Origin of the sequence: Streptomyces sp. A012304 (genome assembly GCF_026008495.1) — a bacterium.
Lineage (GTDB): Bacteria > Actinomycetota > Actinomycetes > Streptomycetales > Streptomycetaceae > Streptomyces.
Genome location: NZ_BQUN01000019.1, coordinates 1 through 16158, shown reverse-complemented (window position 1 = coordinate 16158; position 16158 = coordinate 1). Strand labels below are relative to the sequence as shown.

Below are 16158 nucleotides of genomic sequence, written 5' to 3'. Positions count from 1 at the left end.
TTCGACCGTCCCCATTCACCAGCTCAGCCGGTCCCGCAGGTGACAACTTCCGAGCTTCGGCTCATTCGACATGCGGTGGGTCATTGACACCTCGGGGGCGTACATCCCTGGCCACGGCACGCCGACGGTCATCCTGTGCCATCGCGTACGCCCACCCCAGGGCGACACGGTGATCACGGTCCGGGGGGTACAGGGTGAGCCGGCGATCCCGGCGGACCCGGCCCGGGGAAAGGTGTGGTCGGCGATCGCCGAAGCCGTTCGCCGCAGGCTCGCCGAGGACCGGCTGAAGGAAGCTCTCGCCCATTCTCAGCGAATTGCATAATCGGATTTATGACGGTAGACTTGCGTTGTGACGGTGACGCGCAGTCCGATGCGGTCGCCGCGTTCCACCGACACGGCCAGGCGCCGTCCGGTCGCCCGACTTCCGGAGAACCATGTCCGTACCTTTTCCAGCCCCGGAGCGCACAGCTGTCCAGGAGCGCCGTGGCACCTCACGCCGCTCGGGCCATGGGCTGGCCGTGACGGCAGCCGCCGCCACCGGGGCGGGCATGACGGCTCAGGCGGCCACCGGCATCACTCCGGCACGGTTCGCCGACGGAGCCGTCACCGTCGACTTCCTGGCGCGCACCGCGATGCACTCGGCGTACAGCCTCGCCATCGTCAGCGCCACGGTGTTCGCAGCCGTCACCACCGCAGCACGGCGGCGGAAGCGCCCACAGCCGTCGTCTCCCAGCAGCTACAAGGATCTGCCATGACCATTTCGCCCACCACCGCGAGCGCCCCGACGCAGCGCACCGATTCGGCCCAGGGCCGTACCGGGCGCGGCCGCGGCTTCATACGACAGGCCCTGGACGCAGGCATCCACCCGGCGACCCGGCGCCCGCTCCAGGCCGGACAGCACTGCGGAGGCTGTGCTCATCTCCAGGTCAAGAACCTTGCCGACGATTCGCGGCACTTGAAGTGCGGTCTAGTGATCGGCACGGGCCGCCGGAACGGCGGTCCCGACCTCCACAAGGAGACCCCGGCGTGCGTCGCCTTCGAGGCCGCACCCCTGGCACCGACCAACGACGGCACGCGAGAGACTTCATGAATCCGATCACGGTCGCCGAGTTGCGCGCCGACTGGCACGACGCCCCCGACTTGAGCAGCGAACAGAAGCAGGTGCTCGGGCAACTGGCCGAGACGGACTTGCAAGAGGCTCTCGACGCGGCTTTCCGGCGGCACGAGGACGCGTACTTCCGGATTCTCGACTCGACCCTCAGCGACGCCACGCGCGCGCTTCTGGAACGCATGGCCACATGAGCGGTGGCTACCTGGCGGTACGCCCTCCGCCGGGCAGTTACCGCCGGGCGGTGCCACACACAGCCGGCCACGCAGAAGGACGCGCCCCGGCCCACCCAGAGAAGAAGCCCAGTACCCCATGCATCCCTCCGCTCGAAGTCGCGCGAGGCAACAGGCATTCGACCTGGAGAGCCAGCGTCACGACATGATCGAAAGGCTCGCCGACGGCGGTCTGCCCGAACCCCGGGCGGCCGCCCTGGTCGACGCCCTGTGCGAGGCCACCCGCGACCAGATCGCGCAGGATCTGGCCCGTCAGATCCTCCCACTGCGTGAACGGCACGACGCGGCCTGGGACTGGATCACCCGCGACAGTCTCAGCCACCAGCTCCGCGCCCTGGTCACCGCCCTCTCCACCGTCCTGGGCAACCCGCAGGACACCACGGCTGCGCACGGCTATGTCCGCTCCATGGTCAGTGAAGGCGGCGGCAGACCACGAGGCGCTGCGTAATCGGCAGCGGCGCCCGGCCCCCGCACCGCCCCGACCGGGCCGGGCCGGGTTCCGTCAGGGGCCCGATCCGTACCGGAGGAACGCGGCCTCGACCCAGCCCCACATTCCCCGACTGCATGGCCCTGGCGGCGAGCTCAGCTCCCGCCGGGGCCTCGCGCGTTGCCCCGCTGGCACGCCACCGGCCCGGTGCCGGCAGGGCGTGCCGGCCGACTCCGGCGCCCCGCCCGCCGGACCGACCGACAGGAGCTCCTTTTCATGAACTCGACCGCCGTCTCGGATGAGGTCCTCATCCGGGGCGTCACCGCGGCTCTGGAAGCCGACGGAATCCTCGCCTCCGGCACCTTCGACGTCGTGGTGTCACGTCGACGTACGACGCATGCAGTGACGACGCGACCGGACGGGCGCCGTGTCGTACGCATCCTGCCGACGTCGACGACCGCCGAGATCACGCAGTTCGTCCGCCAGAACGCCCCGCGCCTGGAGGCCCACGCCCGGCAGATGGCCAAGAGGGCGCCCCAGCACCCGAACAGGCGCCTGGTGGACGGCTGTGAGCTGCTCTGGCTCGGCCGCACCATCCGACTGCACCTGGTCGATACCCCCGTTGCGGTCCGCATGCGGCAGCAGGAGGACGGAACGGGACTGCTGGTCGTCTATCGCGGTGACCTGGAGAGGCACGGCGCGCAGCCGGTCATCGACTGGTACGCGCGGGCCGGCCGGGCCTGGCTGGAGGGCGAGGCGCCGGCGCACTGGTCGCGCATGCGGACTCGGCGCCGGCTCCCGCAGTTGGCGGTGCGCGACCTCGGCCGCTGCAACGGGGCCATCTACCAGGAGCGCGCTCACCGGCTGACTCTGCACTGGGCGGTTTTCCAGCTACCGCCGGCGCTGCTGGAGTACGTCCTGGTGCACGAGCTGGTCCACGGGACGCGCCCGCGGGGTCGATCCCATGGGCCGGAGTTCCGGGCCCGGTTGCTGCGCGCCATGCCCGACGCGCTGATCCGTCACGAGCAGTTCAAGGCGGCGTTCCGGTTCCTGTGGATCGGCACCACTCCCTAGATTGCGTAATTGGAATTAGCGATGTAATGTCTAGATCCTTGGCCGCGTACCCACGGCGCCTCTGGAGCTGCCGGATCTGAACGCCGCCTCGCCAGTCGCGCCCCCGGCGCGCTTCTCCGACGCAGAAACACAGCAGCATGCACACCCAGCCTCCCGGCCGACCGGCCGAATGGTTCCCCTCCTCCGTCACCCTCAAGGACTGCGGGCCGTATCCGGCCGAAGTCCTCGGCCACCGGCACGACGGCATGATCCAGCCCCGCTTCACCAGCGAGGTGACGGGCCGGATCGCAGCCGAGCTCCGGTCGGACGCCTCGATCGCCCTCAACCTCCGGTTCACCGGCGAAGCCATCGAGATCCTCGGCCTCGGCGATCCTCCGAAGGTCCTCGAACGCTGCCGGCCCGACGCCGAAGGCCGCTACGCCCTGGGCCACGGCTTCCTGCCCTGGCGAGAGCACACCACCACCGACCCGGCGGAGTTCGCCCGGGCCCTCGACGAAGCGCAGGCCGGCGGATACCCGCCGGCGGCCCCGGACGCGTGGACGGTCGCCTTCGCCGACCACGGCCATCGCATGGCCGTGCTCGCCGTCTACCGCACTCCGCACGAGGACGCCGCGGCCTACGACGCGCTCTACAACGTGCTGTACGCCAGCGGCCTTTCGTCGTACGAGACCACGGCTGCCCGCGCGGACGACGCCGAACTCGCAGCCCGGCGCCGGTTCAGCAGCCAGCGCGCCCACGTCGAACCCGACACCGTCGTATGGCCGAAGGTCGCACCCGCCACCCGGCTTCCCGCCGACCCGCGCTGAAACGCAGCGCCGGCCGCACGATCCATCAGCAAAGCGCACGAAAGTCAGCTTCACCCATGGCACCATCCGACCTGGGCTCCCGCCTCACCGCAGCCCTCGCCTCCGCCCAGCAGGCCGCACCGGCGGCTCTCGCCCCAGCAGGCCACGCGCAGCCCGACGGCACCGCCGACTGCAGCGATCCGGGGTGCGCCCGGCACGCCGGCACCACCGACTGTCCGCCCTTCCCCATCACACGCCGGCGCGGCTCCGACTTCGGAGAATCCGTCGCCGACGCCTGGTACCGCAGCTGCGGCAGCAGCCGTATGGACATTCCAGCGGGCGTGGTCGCGGCCCTGGCCCTGTGCCCCATCAAGTCCCCGGGCGCGCTCCATGCCGCTCAGCTCTCCCGCTACTTTGCCGCCCAGCCTCCTCGCGTCCTTGCCAAGGGCTACGCCGAGGTGTACGCCGCCACGTGGATGCTGCGCCCCGAGCTCATGGATGTGGCCGCACCGATCTTCCGCTGGACGGAGGAGGACCTCGACGAGCAGGCCCTGCGCGGCGTCGCAGCCGTCACCCGGGCCGCACTGCGCGCGGGCGTACTCCAGTACACCGGCGACAAGGATCCGTACTACCGCTCGGATATCGACCTCATGTCGTGGACCATCACCAATCTGCGGCATCACAGCTCGCGCCGGGGCCTGGGTGAGTACCACACGCCTCCGGAGGTCGCCGACATGATGGCCCGTCTCCTCTACGACGGCGCATCAGACGCCGATGCCGAGCCGGGGCGCGGGCAGTCGTTCAACGAGCCGGCTGCGGGCACCGGCGGCATGTTCCGTTCCATGGTGCAGGCCATGCGCGAACGCGGCGGGGATCCGCACAAGCACGAGTGGGTCATGCAGGAACTCGACCCGATCGCGGCCGCCGGAGCAGCGGTGAACACCGTCGTCTGGGACCTGGGCCCCAAGGCGGTCGTCGCGGTGGGCAACACACTGGCCCACAGCGACCTGAGCCAGCAGGCCTTCGCCCACCAGCGGAAGATGCAGGCCCACCGAGACCGACTCCGCGACGTCGCCGCCTTCGCCAAGGCCACCCACGACGCCTTCCGCCAGCTCGACGCCCTCTTCTCCGCCCGCGCCGCATGAACAGGAACACGATGACCACCCGCCCGCGTGACCTGACCTGGCTTCCGTCCGCGCACGCCCGACGGGCGTTCCTCCCCGAGGATCCCCAGGAGCACGCCCGGCGTCTGATCGACACGATCACGGCGCTGTGGCCCTCCTCGTCGCTGGAGGTCCCCCTGGGCACCACAGCGGCGCTCGCTTTGCTCCCGCTGGCCGATGCGCAGAGCCCGGAACTCGCCCACGACGTCGCCGCTCTGGATCCGGACGACCTCATCGTCGTGCTCCGGCAGATGTGGGCCCACCTGTGGCAGAGCCAGCCGTATCTCGTGGAGCGGGCCGGCCTGCTGTGGCGGTGGCTCGCCGATCCGCCTCAGCAGACCGCCGAGGCCGTGACCGAGATGACCCACCATCTGTTCAAGGGCGGCATCCTCGAGTACGGCGCCGATCCGAAGCGCTATCTGGCGACCGATCTGCTGGGCCGGCTGCTGCAGGCGCTGAGCAACCGCGGGGAGAAGAGCCGCCGCGGCGCCTTCCACACGCCCGACGTCGTTACCAATCACATGGTCGAGTACTTCGCCGACGATCTTCCGCCGGGCACGGTCATCGGCGAGGCGGCGGCCGGCTCGGGCGCCATGTGGCGCGCGCAGGCCCGGCTGCTGCATGACCAGGGTCGCGACGCTGCGCAGTACCGGTGGGTCGGCGTCGAGATCGACCCGCTTACGGCGGCTGTACTCGGCGCGAACAGCCTGTTGTGGCGCCTGGGGACCGATGTGCTGATCGCCTGCGCGGACGCACTTGCCGGCGACAGCGGCCTGACGCAGGCGCACCAGGAACGCGAGGAGGCGATCGCCCGCCGGGACGCGTTCCTGAGCAGCCTCCACCCACCCAGGTAGATTGCGTAATTGGAATTATTGCGGTACGGTGATGCTGCATCAGGGGGAGCCAGCGGGCCCCGAATGCTGCCCGCTGGCACCGCCGCTCACACCACGGAGGGTTCGCCGATGACCACCACGTCCCGCGCCGTCGATATCCGTCCGGTTCTTGACCAGATCAGCCGCCTTCCGGACGACTACGCCGTCCACGAGATCCTGGTCGCCGCCCACGAGCGTCTCACCCGGCTCGAACTGGCGAAGCTCGCCCGGCTGCTCACTCCGGTCATCTCCGGGGTCCAGGCGCGGGAAGACGCCCACGCCCGGCAGCTCGTCGTCCGCGCGGTCGCGTTCGAGCCGACCCGGTCCCAGCCGCAGCCGGTCCGCTACAGCGCAGACGGGCTGTATCTGCCGCTCGCGTCCCGGCGCGGACGCGAGTGGATCGAACAGCTCACGGTGCCGCAGGACCTCAAGCCGCAGGCGGAAGCGATCCTCCGCGGGCTCACCAATGCCGCAGTCGGCTCCCTCGCCCCCGGCGAAGAGCTCTACCTCCAGCTCCCGTGACACCGGGCCCAGCAACACAAGACCGACCGGCAGCGACCGGCCGCCCGGTGTGCCGGGGCGCTGCCCTTCACCCACGCAGGAACCCCATGACCTCCCGCCATACGCTCGTCTGCCTCCCGCCCCTGAACGACCCGCACGACTGGGCGGACGCGATCGACGAGGCGATCGTGCCGTACCCCGACGACCTCTACACCTGGACCGCCTACGGGCGATACGACACTCATCTCGCCGTCCGCCCGGACGTCACACCGAGCGACGGGAGTCTCGTCCAGAGCTCACGGGCACGCCAGTCCCGCCTTCCCACGTGCAGCGGCGGCCGCCGGGACTTGCTGGACTTCCCCGCGATGCGCAAACACCGTGCCGCGCAGGCCTCGCGGCTCCACCGTGCGTGGAAGAGCGCCACGGCCACCCTGCCCCCGGCCGTCCCCCTCAGCTCCTTCCACCAGCGCCATCCGCAGGATCCCGGCCGGGCACTGCAGGAGTTCCGCGCCCAACCGCAGCTCCAGGTCCTCACCGACCTTGACGCGCCCCGGTCGCACCGCCGGAAAGCCGACACTGCCGCCCTGGTCGCGCTGGACCATGATGCGTTCGTCGAACGCGCCCGGCAGCGGGCCGTTCCCGGCGACCTTCTCCTGACGGTCGACGGCACCCTCCACATCAACCCGTCCTTCATCGACGCCGACGACGACGCCGAGACCGGCAGTACGCGCTACCTGGATCTGGCCAACCGCCACCTCGACGAACTGCCGCCGGATCACCTGGTGTTCAGCCTCGACGTCCGACTCGCCGGATAGGGGCGCCGTCCCCCTTCGATCTGCCTTCCGCCCGCAAGGACCACGCATGCACAACCGACCGAACCCCTCCTCCCTGGCGGCTCTCACGAGCAACAGTCGCTGCTCCCGTTACGAGCCGGGCGGGAGCCGCTGCCACCGGCCGGCACGGCGCGCCGACGGGTGGTGCGGCACGTGCGCCGGCTTCCTGCGCCCACAGAAGCCCACCGACCCGGTAGTCCCGTGCCCGGCCGCTCCCTCCACGCGCGAGCCGGTCACGGCCGCCACGGATCGACTGCCTCTGACCTCCGACGAAGCGCACGATCCACAGCTCGGTGTGACCCGCTCGGCGATCGAGCGGTACTGCGCCACGCACGGGGGTGACCGCGAGACGGCGGAAGCGGAGATCCGCTCGCTGCTGGAGAACCTCATCGTCACCGGCACGCATCAGCGCGTCGAGGGCGGTGCCTGGCGGCTGCTGGCCCGAGAAGGGTTCTCCCTCCTGCTCTCCACTGATGCGAACCGCGTCCTCGGCTACAGCACCGCGCACCGCGACCGGACCTACGGCCAGGTCAAGGCCGGTGTGCCCAGCCGAAGCCGAAGCCGAAGCGGCCACCGCAGGGACAAGGGCTGGGTCCTCGCGTTGCAAGACGGCCTCCCGGTCCGCTTCACCACCCTGGTGCTGCGCCGCTTCGCCCGGGACGTACTCGGCACGGAGTTCACTCGCTCGACGGGGAAGAAGGTGGTCGAGGCCGCGTACAGCCGCAGCATCCACGTACAGCTCGACCCCCCGTCGAACCACGCAGGCCGTCGGCGTGCCACGGACGAGGCTGGTCTGAGGTGGCACTTCGCGTACGAACCCGGTGAGCGTCCGGCAGTCATCCACCTCTCGTGGGAGCCGGGCTGCGGGCCCCAGGCCGCCGCGCAGGACGGCGGGTCGTGACGACTGCGGGCTGACACGGCAGCTCCGGGGCTGCCCGTGGCCTCGTCCAGATGGCACCGGAGCTGCCGTTCCGGTGCCATGCCTTCGACATGCCCCGGTCTGGGGCGGTCGCCCCTCCCACCCCACTACGGGCTCGACCACCGGCTCCCGGGGCACGGCCCAGGCCGCCCCCGGCCCGCTGCACACCGACCCTCAAGGACGCCCCGCTATGCATCCAGACGCCCTCTTCAGCCTCCGCGGCCTCGAGGACCCGCAGGAGGTCCCCGCGGCCGTCCTGGTCGTTCCGAAGCCCAAGCCGAAGCGGAAGCGCAGGCGGGCCGTGCACCCGTCCGTGCCATTCACGCCGTCGACGACCGTTCCCGATGAGCTGATCCGGGACGCTGACTGGGTGGTCGTGTCGTCCTCCGGCGGCAAGGACAGCCAGGCCATGCTCTCCTATGTCGTCCGCCGCGCGAAGGCTCTGGGGATGCTGGACAAGGTCGTCGTCGTGCACGCGGACCTGGGCCGGGCCGAGTGGGAAGGCACCCGCGAGCTCGCCGAGCTGCAGGCCCGCCTGTGCGGGGTCCGACGGTTCGAGGTGGTGACCTCTGGCGTCGACTTCCTCGACCGGGTCGAAACCCGCCACGGAAAACTGAAAGCGAAGGCGGAGGAGGAAGCTCTCGAGCGCGGCGAGGACCCGGCGCAGGCGAAGGTCGCGCCGGCCTGGCCGTCGAGTTCGGCGCGCTGGTGCACGAGCGGCGAAAAACGGGGGCCGATCCGGACCCTTTACACCCGGCTCACCAACGAGCTCGCGCACCTGGGGCGTCCCGTGCGGATCTTGGCGTGCATCGGGCAGCGCGCAGCCGAAAGCACCCAGCGGGCAAAGCTCGCCGAGGTGGAGATCGACCGCGGGGCGAGCAACGGGCGCCGGCACATCACGACATGGCGGCCTATTCACACGTGGAACGACCGGAGAGTTTGGCGGGAGATCGCCCGTTCCCGCCTGCCGTACCACCCGGCCTACGACTGGGGAAACCGGCGCCTGAGCTGCGTTTTCTGTGTCCTCGGATGCAACAGCGACCTCGTGAACGGAGCGCGACGCGTGCCGGAGCTCGCCGCGGCGTTCGCCCTGACAGAGGCCAAGATCGGCGCCGACTTCAAGAAGGGCCTGTCGATGCGGGAGATCATCCGACGCGCCGAAGCCCTGGAGGCGGCCGAGGGACCCGCCGCGCGGCCTCCAGCAGGTACGGCGATGGCGGCGCATGTCGGGCGGGCGATGACGACGAAGTACCGCGCCCGTCAAGCTGCGCTGTACGGCCTGGTCGCCTGATCTACCCGGCACGTACGAAGACGCCCTGGGTTCAGCGCAGCGGATCCGCCCCCTTCCGGCGGCAGAAGGACGGCGGCTGACCGCCCGAGGGAGCGAGCGGCAGGCGCCGCCGGCGCTTGCCCACGGCGGGCCGCCCCTCGCTGTGGCGGATGCCTTGTCGGAGATGCCGGACAGCTGGCCATACCAACTCCGCCGGAGAGCTGACCCGGTTCGCGCTGCGGAGGGTGCTCGGGCCGGCGGGCGGCCAGGTAACGGGGACGACGATGGTCGGCCCGGTCCCGACGTCCTGGCCGACGACCAGTCAGGGCCAGGGATGTCGGACACTACCCCCGGAGATTGCATAACTGGATTTACAGATGTATTGTGTGGGTAACGCTGGTGAGTGCCCGGGCGGCTGCCCCCGCCACACGTGACGGCACCCACTGCCCAGAGCCGACATCCCGGAGACCCATGAACACCCCAGAAATAGATGCCATCAGCAAGATGGACGCCGCCCGGGCCGCTCTCAAGGAAACCACCCCCGAGGTTCTCGACGCGATCTGTGCCGTCGTGGCGGAGCTCTTCCCCGAGGGCAAGTTCCTCTGCGTCAACTCCCTGTTCGTCTACACGGCGGAGGGCCGCCGGACGATCGGCCCCTTGGACCGGCAGCGGAACCCGAAGTACCCCCACCACCTCGTGTGGGAGTGGCCGCTGGACCGGCTGCCCAAGCGCATCACACGGCCACACCTCGGTGCGCACGCGGACTCCAAGAAGCGGACCCTGAAAGGCCTTCTGAACCAGGCCCGGCGCGCGGGCGCTGAGATCCCGTGCGGCGACATCGGCCGACACTACGCCCCCCGGCTCACCCTCCGCTGACGGATCACCCCTCGTTCCACCCCGACATCCGGGAGCTTTTCATGCCTTCCACCACGCTGACCGCAACGGCCGTCGCCCGTCTGCGGACGGCCTCCGTGCACCCCGACGGCCACCTGCCCAAAGTGGGCCCGAGGATGCTGCGCCTGTTCGTCACGGAGAAGTACGCCTACCGCAACGACACCGACGGCTTCGTTCTCGACGGCCAAGCCGCCCTCGAGGACCTGAACCGTGCCGACGACTCCCGCCCGTTCATCATCACCGCGGCAGGCCGTCGCGCCGCCCTCAACAGGGGGCAGATCAAGGCCCTGACGGAAGAGATCGGGCCTGACGGGCGGCTCGCCCGAGGAGTGCCGTGGCCGACACAGCAGACCCTGGCGCGGCTTCTGCTCGTCGAGTTCCGCGATGAGCAGGGAAACCCCGCCCCCGGAGACGGCACCCCGTTCCGCACAGGCCTCGGCACGCTGGTCGCCGAGGCCACGCACCACACCATCCACCCGGACGACGTCGCATAACTGGATTTACTTCGACGTCATTGCGAGTGGTCGCGCGAGGCACGGGAGCACCGCCCCGAGTAGCCGCCGGGGGCGCTCCCGGCCAGCCGACGAACCCCGCACCGCGAAGTTCGCGCCCCTCCGCTCCCATCGCCCCACGACTGCCCCGCCCCGCCCAGAGGAATGCCCTCCCGTGACACTCGCCCGCCGCACGCTCACCAGCGGCTCGTTCAGCATTACCGTCATCACCAGCACCAGCTACACCGACACCCAACTCGCCGTCACGGACACCGGGGAGATCACGGTCACGGGTCCGCTCGGCCTGACCGACGAGACCGTCAAGACCTTCGTGGCGTACAAGGAGGCCTGGATCGGCGCCCGGCTGCAGCACTTGGTCAACGTCGCCGCGGACACCCAGTCCGCCGACGGGCCCTGCCCGAGCTGCTACGTGACGGCCGGATCACTGCACACGGATCTCTGCGACCTCGCCCGGTGCGCCTTCACCGGGTTGCAGCGCTCCGGCTGCGGCCACTTCACCGACCAGTGCAGGACGCCGTGGACCGGACGCCTGCCCGGCGAGGCCGAGTGCCACGAGTACGGGTTCTACGCGCGACTGGGCTCCAGCGGCTGGGAGCCATGCCCGGCCGACCACCCGGACGCCATGCCTGACTTCAACCGGCTCTACACCGAGTGCCGGTGGGATGCCCAAGCCCAGCGCATGCGTCTGATCTCAGACTGACCCTCGCCCGGCCAGGACTCACTGGCCGGGCCCGCCCCACCCCACGTCATCACCCCGATTGGTCCGCCATGCACGATCCGGCCCTGCCGTCTCAGCCCGCTCCACTCCTCCCCCTGGGGCCGCGCTCGGCCCATGCCCGCGTCGCCCCCGTTCCCCTCTCCCACCCTTTCCGCCCCCACCCAGGAGTCGAGCCGGCGCCGCAGGACGCGGCGGCGGAGCTGCTGCTCTGCGCCTTGCGTGACCACCTACTGGCGGCCGGGCACGAACTGAGCCGATGCACCCTGAAGATGGCCGGTGAGCCGCACCCCCTGGCCGTCGACCTGGTCGATCTCACCTCGGGCAGGCTCGTCGTCGCCCGGGGCACCGCCAGCCGGATGGCCCTCCAGGAAGCCATCGGCGAACTCCTCGACTTGGGCGGACTGTTCGGCGACACCCTCACCAAGACCCTTCTGGTGCCCAAGCCCCCGGACAGCGACCTGACGGGGCTGCTGAGCAGGCTCGGCATCACCTGGCTGTGGCCCAGGGACGCAGACTTCTGCGAGGGCACCCGGTGTCCGGCGTGAACCGCCCGGACGCGGCCCTGACCCAGCCGGTCCCCCGTCCCGCTCTCCTGTCCGAGCTTCAGGCCCTTCTGGCGAGCGGCATTCTCATCGACCGGGCCGGGACACCGCTCGGGGCACCGTGCCGCTGCGGTGGTCTGGTCGACGGCTACACCTGCCCCCTGTCGCTGGACTGCCCCGGGTGCGCGGCGCCTGCGGGCCGACGCTGCCGCAGGCCCAGCGGCCACGAGGCCGCCGAACTGCACGTCCCCCGCCTCCGGGCCGCCGGCGCCCTGGACAAGGTCCGCGAGCGCGACGACGACCCCACCCTGCCCGCGCCCTGGCCCGATCCCGACCCGTCCGCCCCGATTCCATCGGAAGACCGCACGCCGTGACCACCACCGCACCACCGCCCGCATCGCCCTTCGAGTTCTTCCTGGGCGCCCACCACCCGGCCTGGCTCGAGACGGCCGACGTCCCCCTGTGTGTCTCACACCGCCGCCTCACAGGCCGGCGGGCCCTGCCACGCGCCCGTCACAGATGGTTCCTCGACAGCGGGGGATTCAGCGAGCTTTCGCTCCACGGAGGGTGGCGCCAGGACGCCCGCACCTACGCGGCGGCGGTCCGCCGCTACCACGAGGAGGTGGGCCAGCTCCACGCCGCCACCCAGCAGGACTGGATGTGCGAATGGGATGTGCTCCGCAAGACGGGCAAGACGTTGAAGCAGCATCTCGAGCTGACCGTCGCGAACTTCGTCGAACTGCGCTCGCTCGCACCCGACTTGCCGATCATCCCCGTGATCCAGGGGTGGACGTCCGTCAGCTACTTCCAGTGCGTCGACATGTTCGACAAGGCCGGAGTGGACCTGACGAAGGAACCGCTCGTCGGCGTCGGAAGCATCTGCCGCCGCCCACGCCTGGACCTGCCCGTGATGCTGCTGGCGGACCTCGCGCGGGCCGGCATCCGCATCCACGCGTTCGGCTTCAAGAAGGCCGGACTGAAGATCGCACACAAGAGCGTGGTCTCGGCCGACAGCCTCGCCTGGTCCTACGGCGGCCGCCACGAGCGCGGATGCAGTGAGTCCCACCAGCGCGAGAACAACTGCATGCGCCACGCCCTGTGGTGGCGCCAGGACCTGCTCGACCACATCACCGACGCCCAGCGCAGGTGCCCATGACCTCGATCATCACGCCGCGGCCCGCCGACCTGCGGGCCATGCAGCTCGGCGACCCCCGCGGTTTCACCCAGCGGTGGCGCTACGGCACCCCAACGTGGCGCCACGTCTCCGAAGGCGGGTTCCGAGCCCAGCGCTACGCGGTGACCGCCATCCCGGAGGCCACCGCGAAGGCCTTCGTGCAGCGGCACCACTACCTGTCCGGCTGGCCCGCCGTCCTGCACCACCCCTACGGACTCCTCGACCAGGAGGCGCCGCTGGGTGCCGGCGACCTCGCGGTCGAGGGACTGCCGCTGGTGGGCGTCCTGGTGCTGGCCAGCCCCATGAACCCCCGGGTTCTCACGGGCGCCTTCCCGCACCTGGAGCCCTACCGGGAGAGCGCCGAGATCGCGCGTCTCGTCCTCAGCGAGTCCGTACCCAGCAACGGCGAGAGCTTCTTCACCTCGGCCGCGCTGAGGTCCGCCGCGGCCGCCGGCCTGCGCGGCGCGGTCATGTTCAGCGATCCCGTCCCACGATGGCGGCGGACCGAGCACGGCCATGTCATCCAGACCAGAGGTCATCTGGGCATCGTGTATCAGGCGCTGTCGGCGACGTACACCGGTCTGGGGACGGCCCGCACGCTCACCGTGCTCCCGGACGGCAGCACATTCACCGCACGGGCGCGGTCCAAGCTGCTGCGCCAGGAATCGGGGGCGGCCGGCGTCGCTCGGCGCCTTGAGCAGATGGGGGCGCCACCGCCGCCCCAGGGCCCTGGCGAGGCGCTCAAGCAGTGGCTGGATCAGGCCCTCGCCCAGATCGGCGCCCGACGCCAGGCGCACCCGGGAAACCACCGCTACCTGCTGCGGGTTGGCCGTACGCGGGCAGAACGGACGCGGACGGTCATCGGCCTCACTCCGCGCCCCTACCCCAAGCGCCCGTACGGCTCGGCGAGCCCGCACGCCGCGTCCCACGAGGCAGCGTCCGGGCTCGCACCAGGGTCCGCACACGTATCGAATATTGCGTAATTGGATTGCATGCTGTATAGTCTATTTAGGCGGTCGGCGAGAGGCCACCGCCCTCACGGCCCGTACCCGGTCCCCCCCCACCCGCCGGGTACGGGCCGTCAACCCCCCGGCGCTGTAGCTCAGTTGGAAGAGCGCGGATCCTATAAGTCCTGGGTCGCGGGTTCGAGTCCCGCCAGCGCTACACAACGCACATCTTCTCCAGCCGCGGCCCTCGCGCCCGTGGCTCGCCCCCCTATGAGGTGGCACCCATACCCCTCCCTCATGCAGCCCTCGGCCCGACCATTCGGCCCGCGGCTGCACGAACTCCCTTCGTCCGACCACACCAAGGAACTTGAGTGCTGAAGCCACCTCGCCCGTTGGGAGAACTCGAAGACGCGGTCATGACACGGGTGTGGAAGTGGAACCGCCCGGTGACCGTTCGAGAAGTCCTGGAAGACCTCGAGCAGGAACGACCGATCGCCTACACCACGGTGATGACCGTTCTCGGCAACCTCCATCAGAAGGGCTTGGTACGCCGCCAGCCGGAAGGCCGGGCCTATCGCTATGAGGCGGTCTCCACCCGCGCCGCCTACGCCGCCGCGCTAATGAACGACGCGTGGTCGCAGAGCGACAACCCCGCCGCCGCCCTCATCGCCTTCTTCGGCATGCTGAGCGAGGAACAGCGCCAGGCGCTAAGCGACGCCATCCGCATCGCCCACGGGCCGGAGGCCGCCGAGAACCCGAAGGCCCACTAGGCCCCTAGGTGGCTGCATCCACGCCCCGCATAACCCCTCCCGGAGAACGTCATGCCCTCGTTCTGCTTCCGCCCTCGTCGCCCCGATGAGGACTACGACGCCTATGAGCAGGCGTTCATCGGCGCCTGGAACTCCTTCTGTTCCCGACGCCGGCTCAACCCCTATCCCGCCCAGTCCACCGGCGATCGCTACCTCGACGCGCGCAACGCCTCAACCGAGTACGCGGCACGCCCCCGCTGGGGGGTACTCCGCCACACACTCGGCCGGCTCGCGCGCCGGCTCCGGCAGCGGCTGACGCCCGGCCCGCATTCCCCCCGGTGACCTCAGGAGACAACGTGCCGAGGAACCACGCCCAGAGAAACCCCGCCGCGCACATCGAGTTCCTCTACCTGAGCGCACACACCGTTGAGGTCCGCGATCTGTCGTGGTTCTGCGACCACTGGTCGCGCGAAGCGAGCTACAGCAGATGGCGTCGCCTTCCGCCCGCGAATCTGCTCTTGCTGGAGAGCGGCAGCACGTCGCCCGAACTCTTCACCGTCAGTGGCGGCAGAACAGCCGGGTTCGTCTACCAGGACGGGCGGCGCTTCGCGCGGTGCCGCGGCACGATCGCCACAGCGCCCCAACATCCCGATGACGCTCCGGCCCGCTACTGCTTCGACTACTGGGAGCACGATCCGCGAGAGGACGAGCCCCCGGTCACCGATGTGGAGAAGCTCCGCTTCCCGACAGCCGGGACCACCCCCCTCCCACCGAACGCCCAAGACACCGACACCCCGGCGATGTAGGGCCGAGACCAGCGGACAGGTGCTGGCCATTCGCGCAGAAACGATCTCGGCCGCTGACAGCGGAGCCCTCTGCGTGACGACAACCCTCGGAGGCAACTCCGGGGGTTGCTTAATTGGATTTACTCACGTACTCTATATGTCATGAGCTCGACAGAGCCTCAACTACCCGTCCATCGCGGAGGATTACTCTTGCCCACGTCGATCGACACCGCCGTCCACTTTCACCCCCAGGGCACTCCCGGAGCCCTGTGCAACATCCACAACCGGCAGCTCCTCGCGGTCAACACGTGCCAGGTCGCCCGACTCCAGGGCTACGACGACACCATCAGCACCGAGGAGATCGACGAGTGCTTCCGGGTGGTGAAGGGCGAGCGGTACCGCTACAGGCCGCAGCCCGCCACCTACGAGGCGGTGCGGTCCGGCCTCAAGGCCCCGCTGACCGCAGCCGACCGCGCCGACGACATCAAGGACCGCGTCTTCACCGCGGTCGACCAGGGGCACCCGGTCCTCGTCTCGGATGAGGACGGGAACGAGTTCTACCTCATCGCCATCCCCGCCACTCCCTGACGGCTACGACCTCCTGCCCCCTCCGACACGGGGAGGCTGCGCACCGGTGCAGCCTCCCCCCCCC

23 protein-coding genes and 1 tRNA gene are annotated in these 16158 nt (G+C 70.3%); all 24 read left to right on the top strand.

Annotated elements, in window-relative coordinates:
• The first annotated feature begins 518 nt into the window (after positions 1–518).
• The 24 genes from ALMP_RS05670 (at position 519) to ALMP_RS05555 (ending at position 16094) form a co-directional block, all read left to right on the top strand.
• Entirely contained in the window at positions 519–755 is a 237-nt protein-coding gene (locus tag ALMP_RS05670; RefSeq protein WP_264925098.1) for a hypothetical protein, read from the top strand.
• Positions 752–1090: a hypothetical protein gene (locus ALMP_RS05665; RefSeq protein WP_264925097.1), complete on the top strand. Its 339-nt coding sequence runs from the start codon at positions 752–754 to the stop codon at positions 1088–1090. Before ALMP_RS05670 ends, ALMP_RS05665 begins: the two co-directional genes overlap by 4 nt.
• Entirely contained in the window at positions 1087–1302 is a 216-nt protein-coding gene (locus tag ALMP_RS05660) for a hypothetical protein (RefSeq protein ID WP_264925096.1), read from the top strand. The genes ALMP_RS05665 and ALMP_RS05660 overlap by 4 nt, the downstream gene beginning before the upstream one ends.
• Positions 1303–1486: 184 nt before the next feature.
• Positions 1487–1789, top strand: a complete 303-nt coding sequence (locus ALMP_RS05655) for a hypothetical protein (RefSeq protein WP_264925095.1) — start codon at positions 1487–1489, stop codon at positions 1787–1789.
• A gap of 255 nt (positions 1790–2044) precedes the next feature.
• Complete coding sequence (locus ALMP_RS05650; RefSeq protein WP_264925094.1) at positions 2045–2842, top strand: M48 family metallopeptidase; 798 nt, start codon at positions 2045–2047, stop codon at positions 2840–2842.
• Positions 2843–2979: 137 nt separating this feature from the next.
• On the top strand, positions 2980–3648 hold the full coding sequence (locus tag ALMP_RS05645; RefSeq protein ID WP_264925093.1) for a hypothetical protein: 669 nt from the start codon (positions 2980–2982) through the stop codon (positions 3646–3648).
• A 56-nt stretch (positions 3649–3704) separates the two neighbouring features.
• On the top strand, positions 3705–4772 hold the full coding sequence (locus tag ALMP_RS05640) for an SAM-dependent methyltransferase (protein WP_264925092.1): 1068 nt from the start codon (positions 3705–3707) through the stop codon (positions 4770–4772).
• An 11-nt stretch (positions 4773–4783) separates the two neighbouring features.
• Positions 4784–5644: an SAM-dependent methyltransferase gene (locus tag ALMP_RS05635; protein ID WP_264925091.1), complete on the top strand. Its 861-nt coding sequence runs from the start codon at positions 4784–4786 to the stop codon at positions 5642–5644.
• 108 nt (positions 5645–5752) lie between these two features.
• A complete protein-coding gene (locus ALMP_RS05630; protein ID WP_264925090.1) occupies positions 5753–6184 on the top strand; it encodes a hypothetical protein in 432 nt (143 codons plus the stop codon).
• An 86-nt stretch (positions 6185–6270) separates the two neighbouring features.
• Positions 6271–6978: a hypothetical protein gene (locus ALMP_RS05625; protein ID WP_264925089.1), complete on the top strand. Its 708-nt coding sequence runs from the start codon at positions 6271–6273 to the stop codon at positions 6976–6978.
• A gap of 313 nt (positions 6979–7291) precedes the next feature.
• Positions 7292–7897, top strand: coding sequence for a hypothetical protein (locus ALMP_RS05620; RefSeq protein WP_264925088.1), 606 nt, complete (start codon positions 7292–7294; stop codon positions 7895–7897).
• Positions 7898–8105: 208 nt separating this feature from the next.
• A complete protein-coding gene (locus ALMP_RS05615) occupies positions 8106–9206 on the top strand; it encodes a phosphoadenosine phosphosulfate reductase family protein (protein ID WP_264925087.1) in 1101 nt (366 codons plus the stop codon).
• A 450-nt stretch (positions 9207–9656) separates the two neighbouring features.
• The gene (locus ALMP_RS05610) at positions 9657–10061 is read left to right on the top strand and encodes a hypothetical protein (protein WP_264925086.1); all 405 of its coding nucleotides are present in this window, start codon (positions 9657–9659) and stop codon (positions 10059–10061) included.
• Between the two features lie 41 nt (positions 10062–10102).
• Positions 10103–10573, top strand: coding sequence for a hypothetical protein (locus tag ALMP_RS05605; protein ID WP_264925085.1), 471 nt, complete (start codon positions 10103–10105; stop codon positions 10571–10573).
• Between the two features lie 172 nt (positions 10574–10745).
• Complete coding sequence (locus tag ALMP_RS05600; RefSeq protein ID WP_264925084.1) at positions 10746–11291, top strand: DUF45 domain-containing protein; 546 nt, start codon at positions 10746–10748, stop codon at positions 11289–11291.
• 233 nt (positions 11292–11524) lie between these two features.
• A complete protein-coding gene (locus ALMP_RS05595; RefSeq protein WP_264925083.1) occupies positions 11525–11854 on the top strand; it encodes a hypothetical protein in 330 nt (109 codons plus the stop codon).
• Positions 11851–12225, top strand: coding sequence for a hypothetical protein (locus ALMP_RS05590; RefSeq protein ID WP_264925082.1), 375 nt, complete (start codon positions 11851–11853; stop codon positions 12223–12225). Before ALMP_RS05595 ends, ALMP_RS05590 begins: the two co-directional genes overlap by 4 nt.
• Positions 12222–13007, top strand: coding sequence for a hypothetical protein (locus tag ALMP_RS05585; protein ID WP_264925081.1), 786 nt, complete (start codon positions 12222–12224; stop codon positions 13005–13007). Before ALMP_RS05590 ends, ALMP_RS05585 begins: the two co-directional genes overlap by 4 nt.
• Complete coding sequence (locus ALMP_RS05580) at positions 13004–14008, top strand: hypothetical protein (RefSeq protein WP_264925080.1); 1005 nt, start codon at positions 13004–13006, stop codon at positions 14006–14008. Before ALMP_RS05585 ends, ALMP_RS05580 begins: the two co-directional genes overlap by 4 nt.
• A 108-nt stretch (positions 14009–14116) precedes the next feature.
• A tRNA-Ile gene (locus ALMP_RS05575) sits at positions 14117–14189 on the top strand.
• A gap of 154 nt (positions 14190–14343) precedes the next feature.
• The gene (locus ALMP_RS05570) at positions 14344–14742 is read left to right on the top strand and encodes a BlaI/MecI/CopY family transcriptional regulator (RefSeq protein ID WP_375803440.1); all 399 of its coding nucleotides are present in this window, start codon (positions 14344–14346) and stop codon (positions 14740–14742) included.
• Between the two features lie 51 nt (positions 14743–14793).
• Entirely contained in the window at positions 14794–15063 is a 270-nt protein-coding gene (locus tag ALMP_RS05565; protein WP_264925079.1) for a hypothetical protein, read from the top strand.
• A 14-nt stretch (positions 15064–15077) separates the two neighbouring features.
• Complete coding sequence (locus ALMP_RS05560; protein ID WP_264925078.1) at positions 15078–15527, top strand: hypothetical protein; 450 nt, start codon at positions 15078–15080, stop codon at positions 15525–15527.
• Between the two features lie 189 nt (positions 15528–15716).
• Positions 15717–16094: a hypothetical protein gene (locus tag ALMP_RS05555; RefSeq protein WP_007490758.1), complete on the top strand. Its 378-nt coding sequence runs from the start codon at positions 15717–15719 to the stop codon at positions 16092–16094.
• Positions 16095–16158 lie beyond the last annotated feature (64 nt).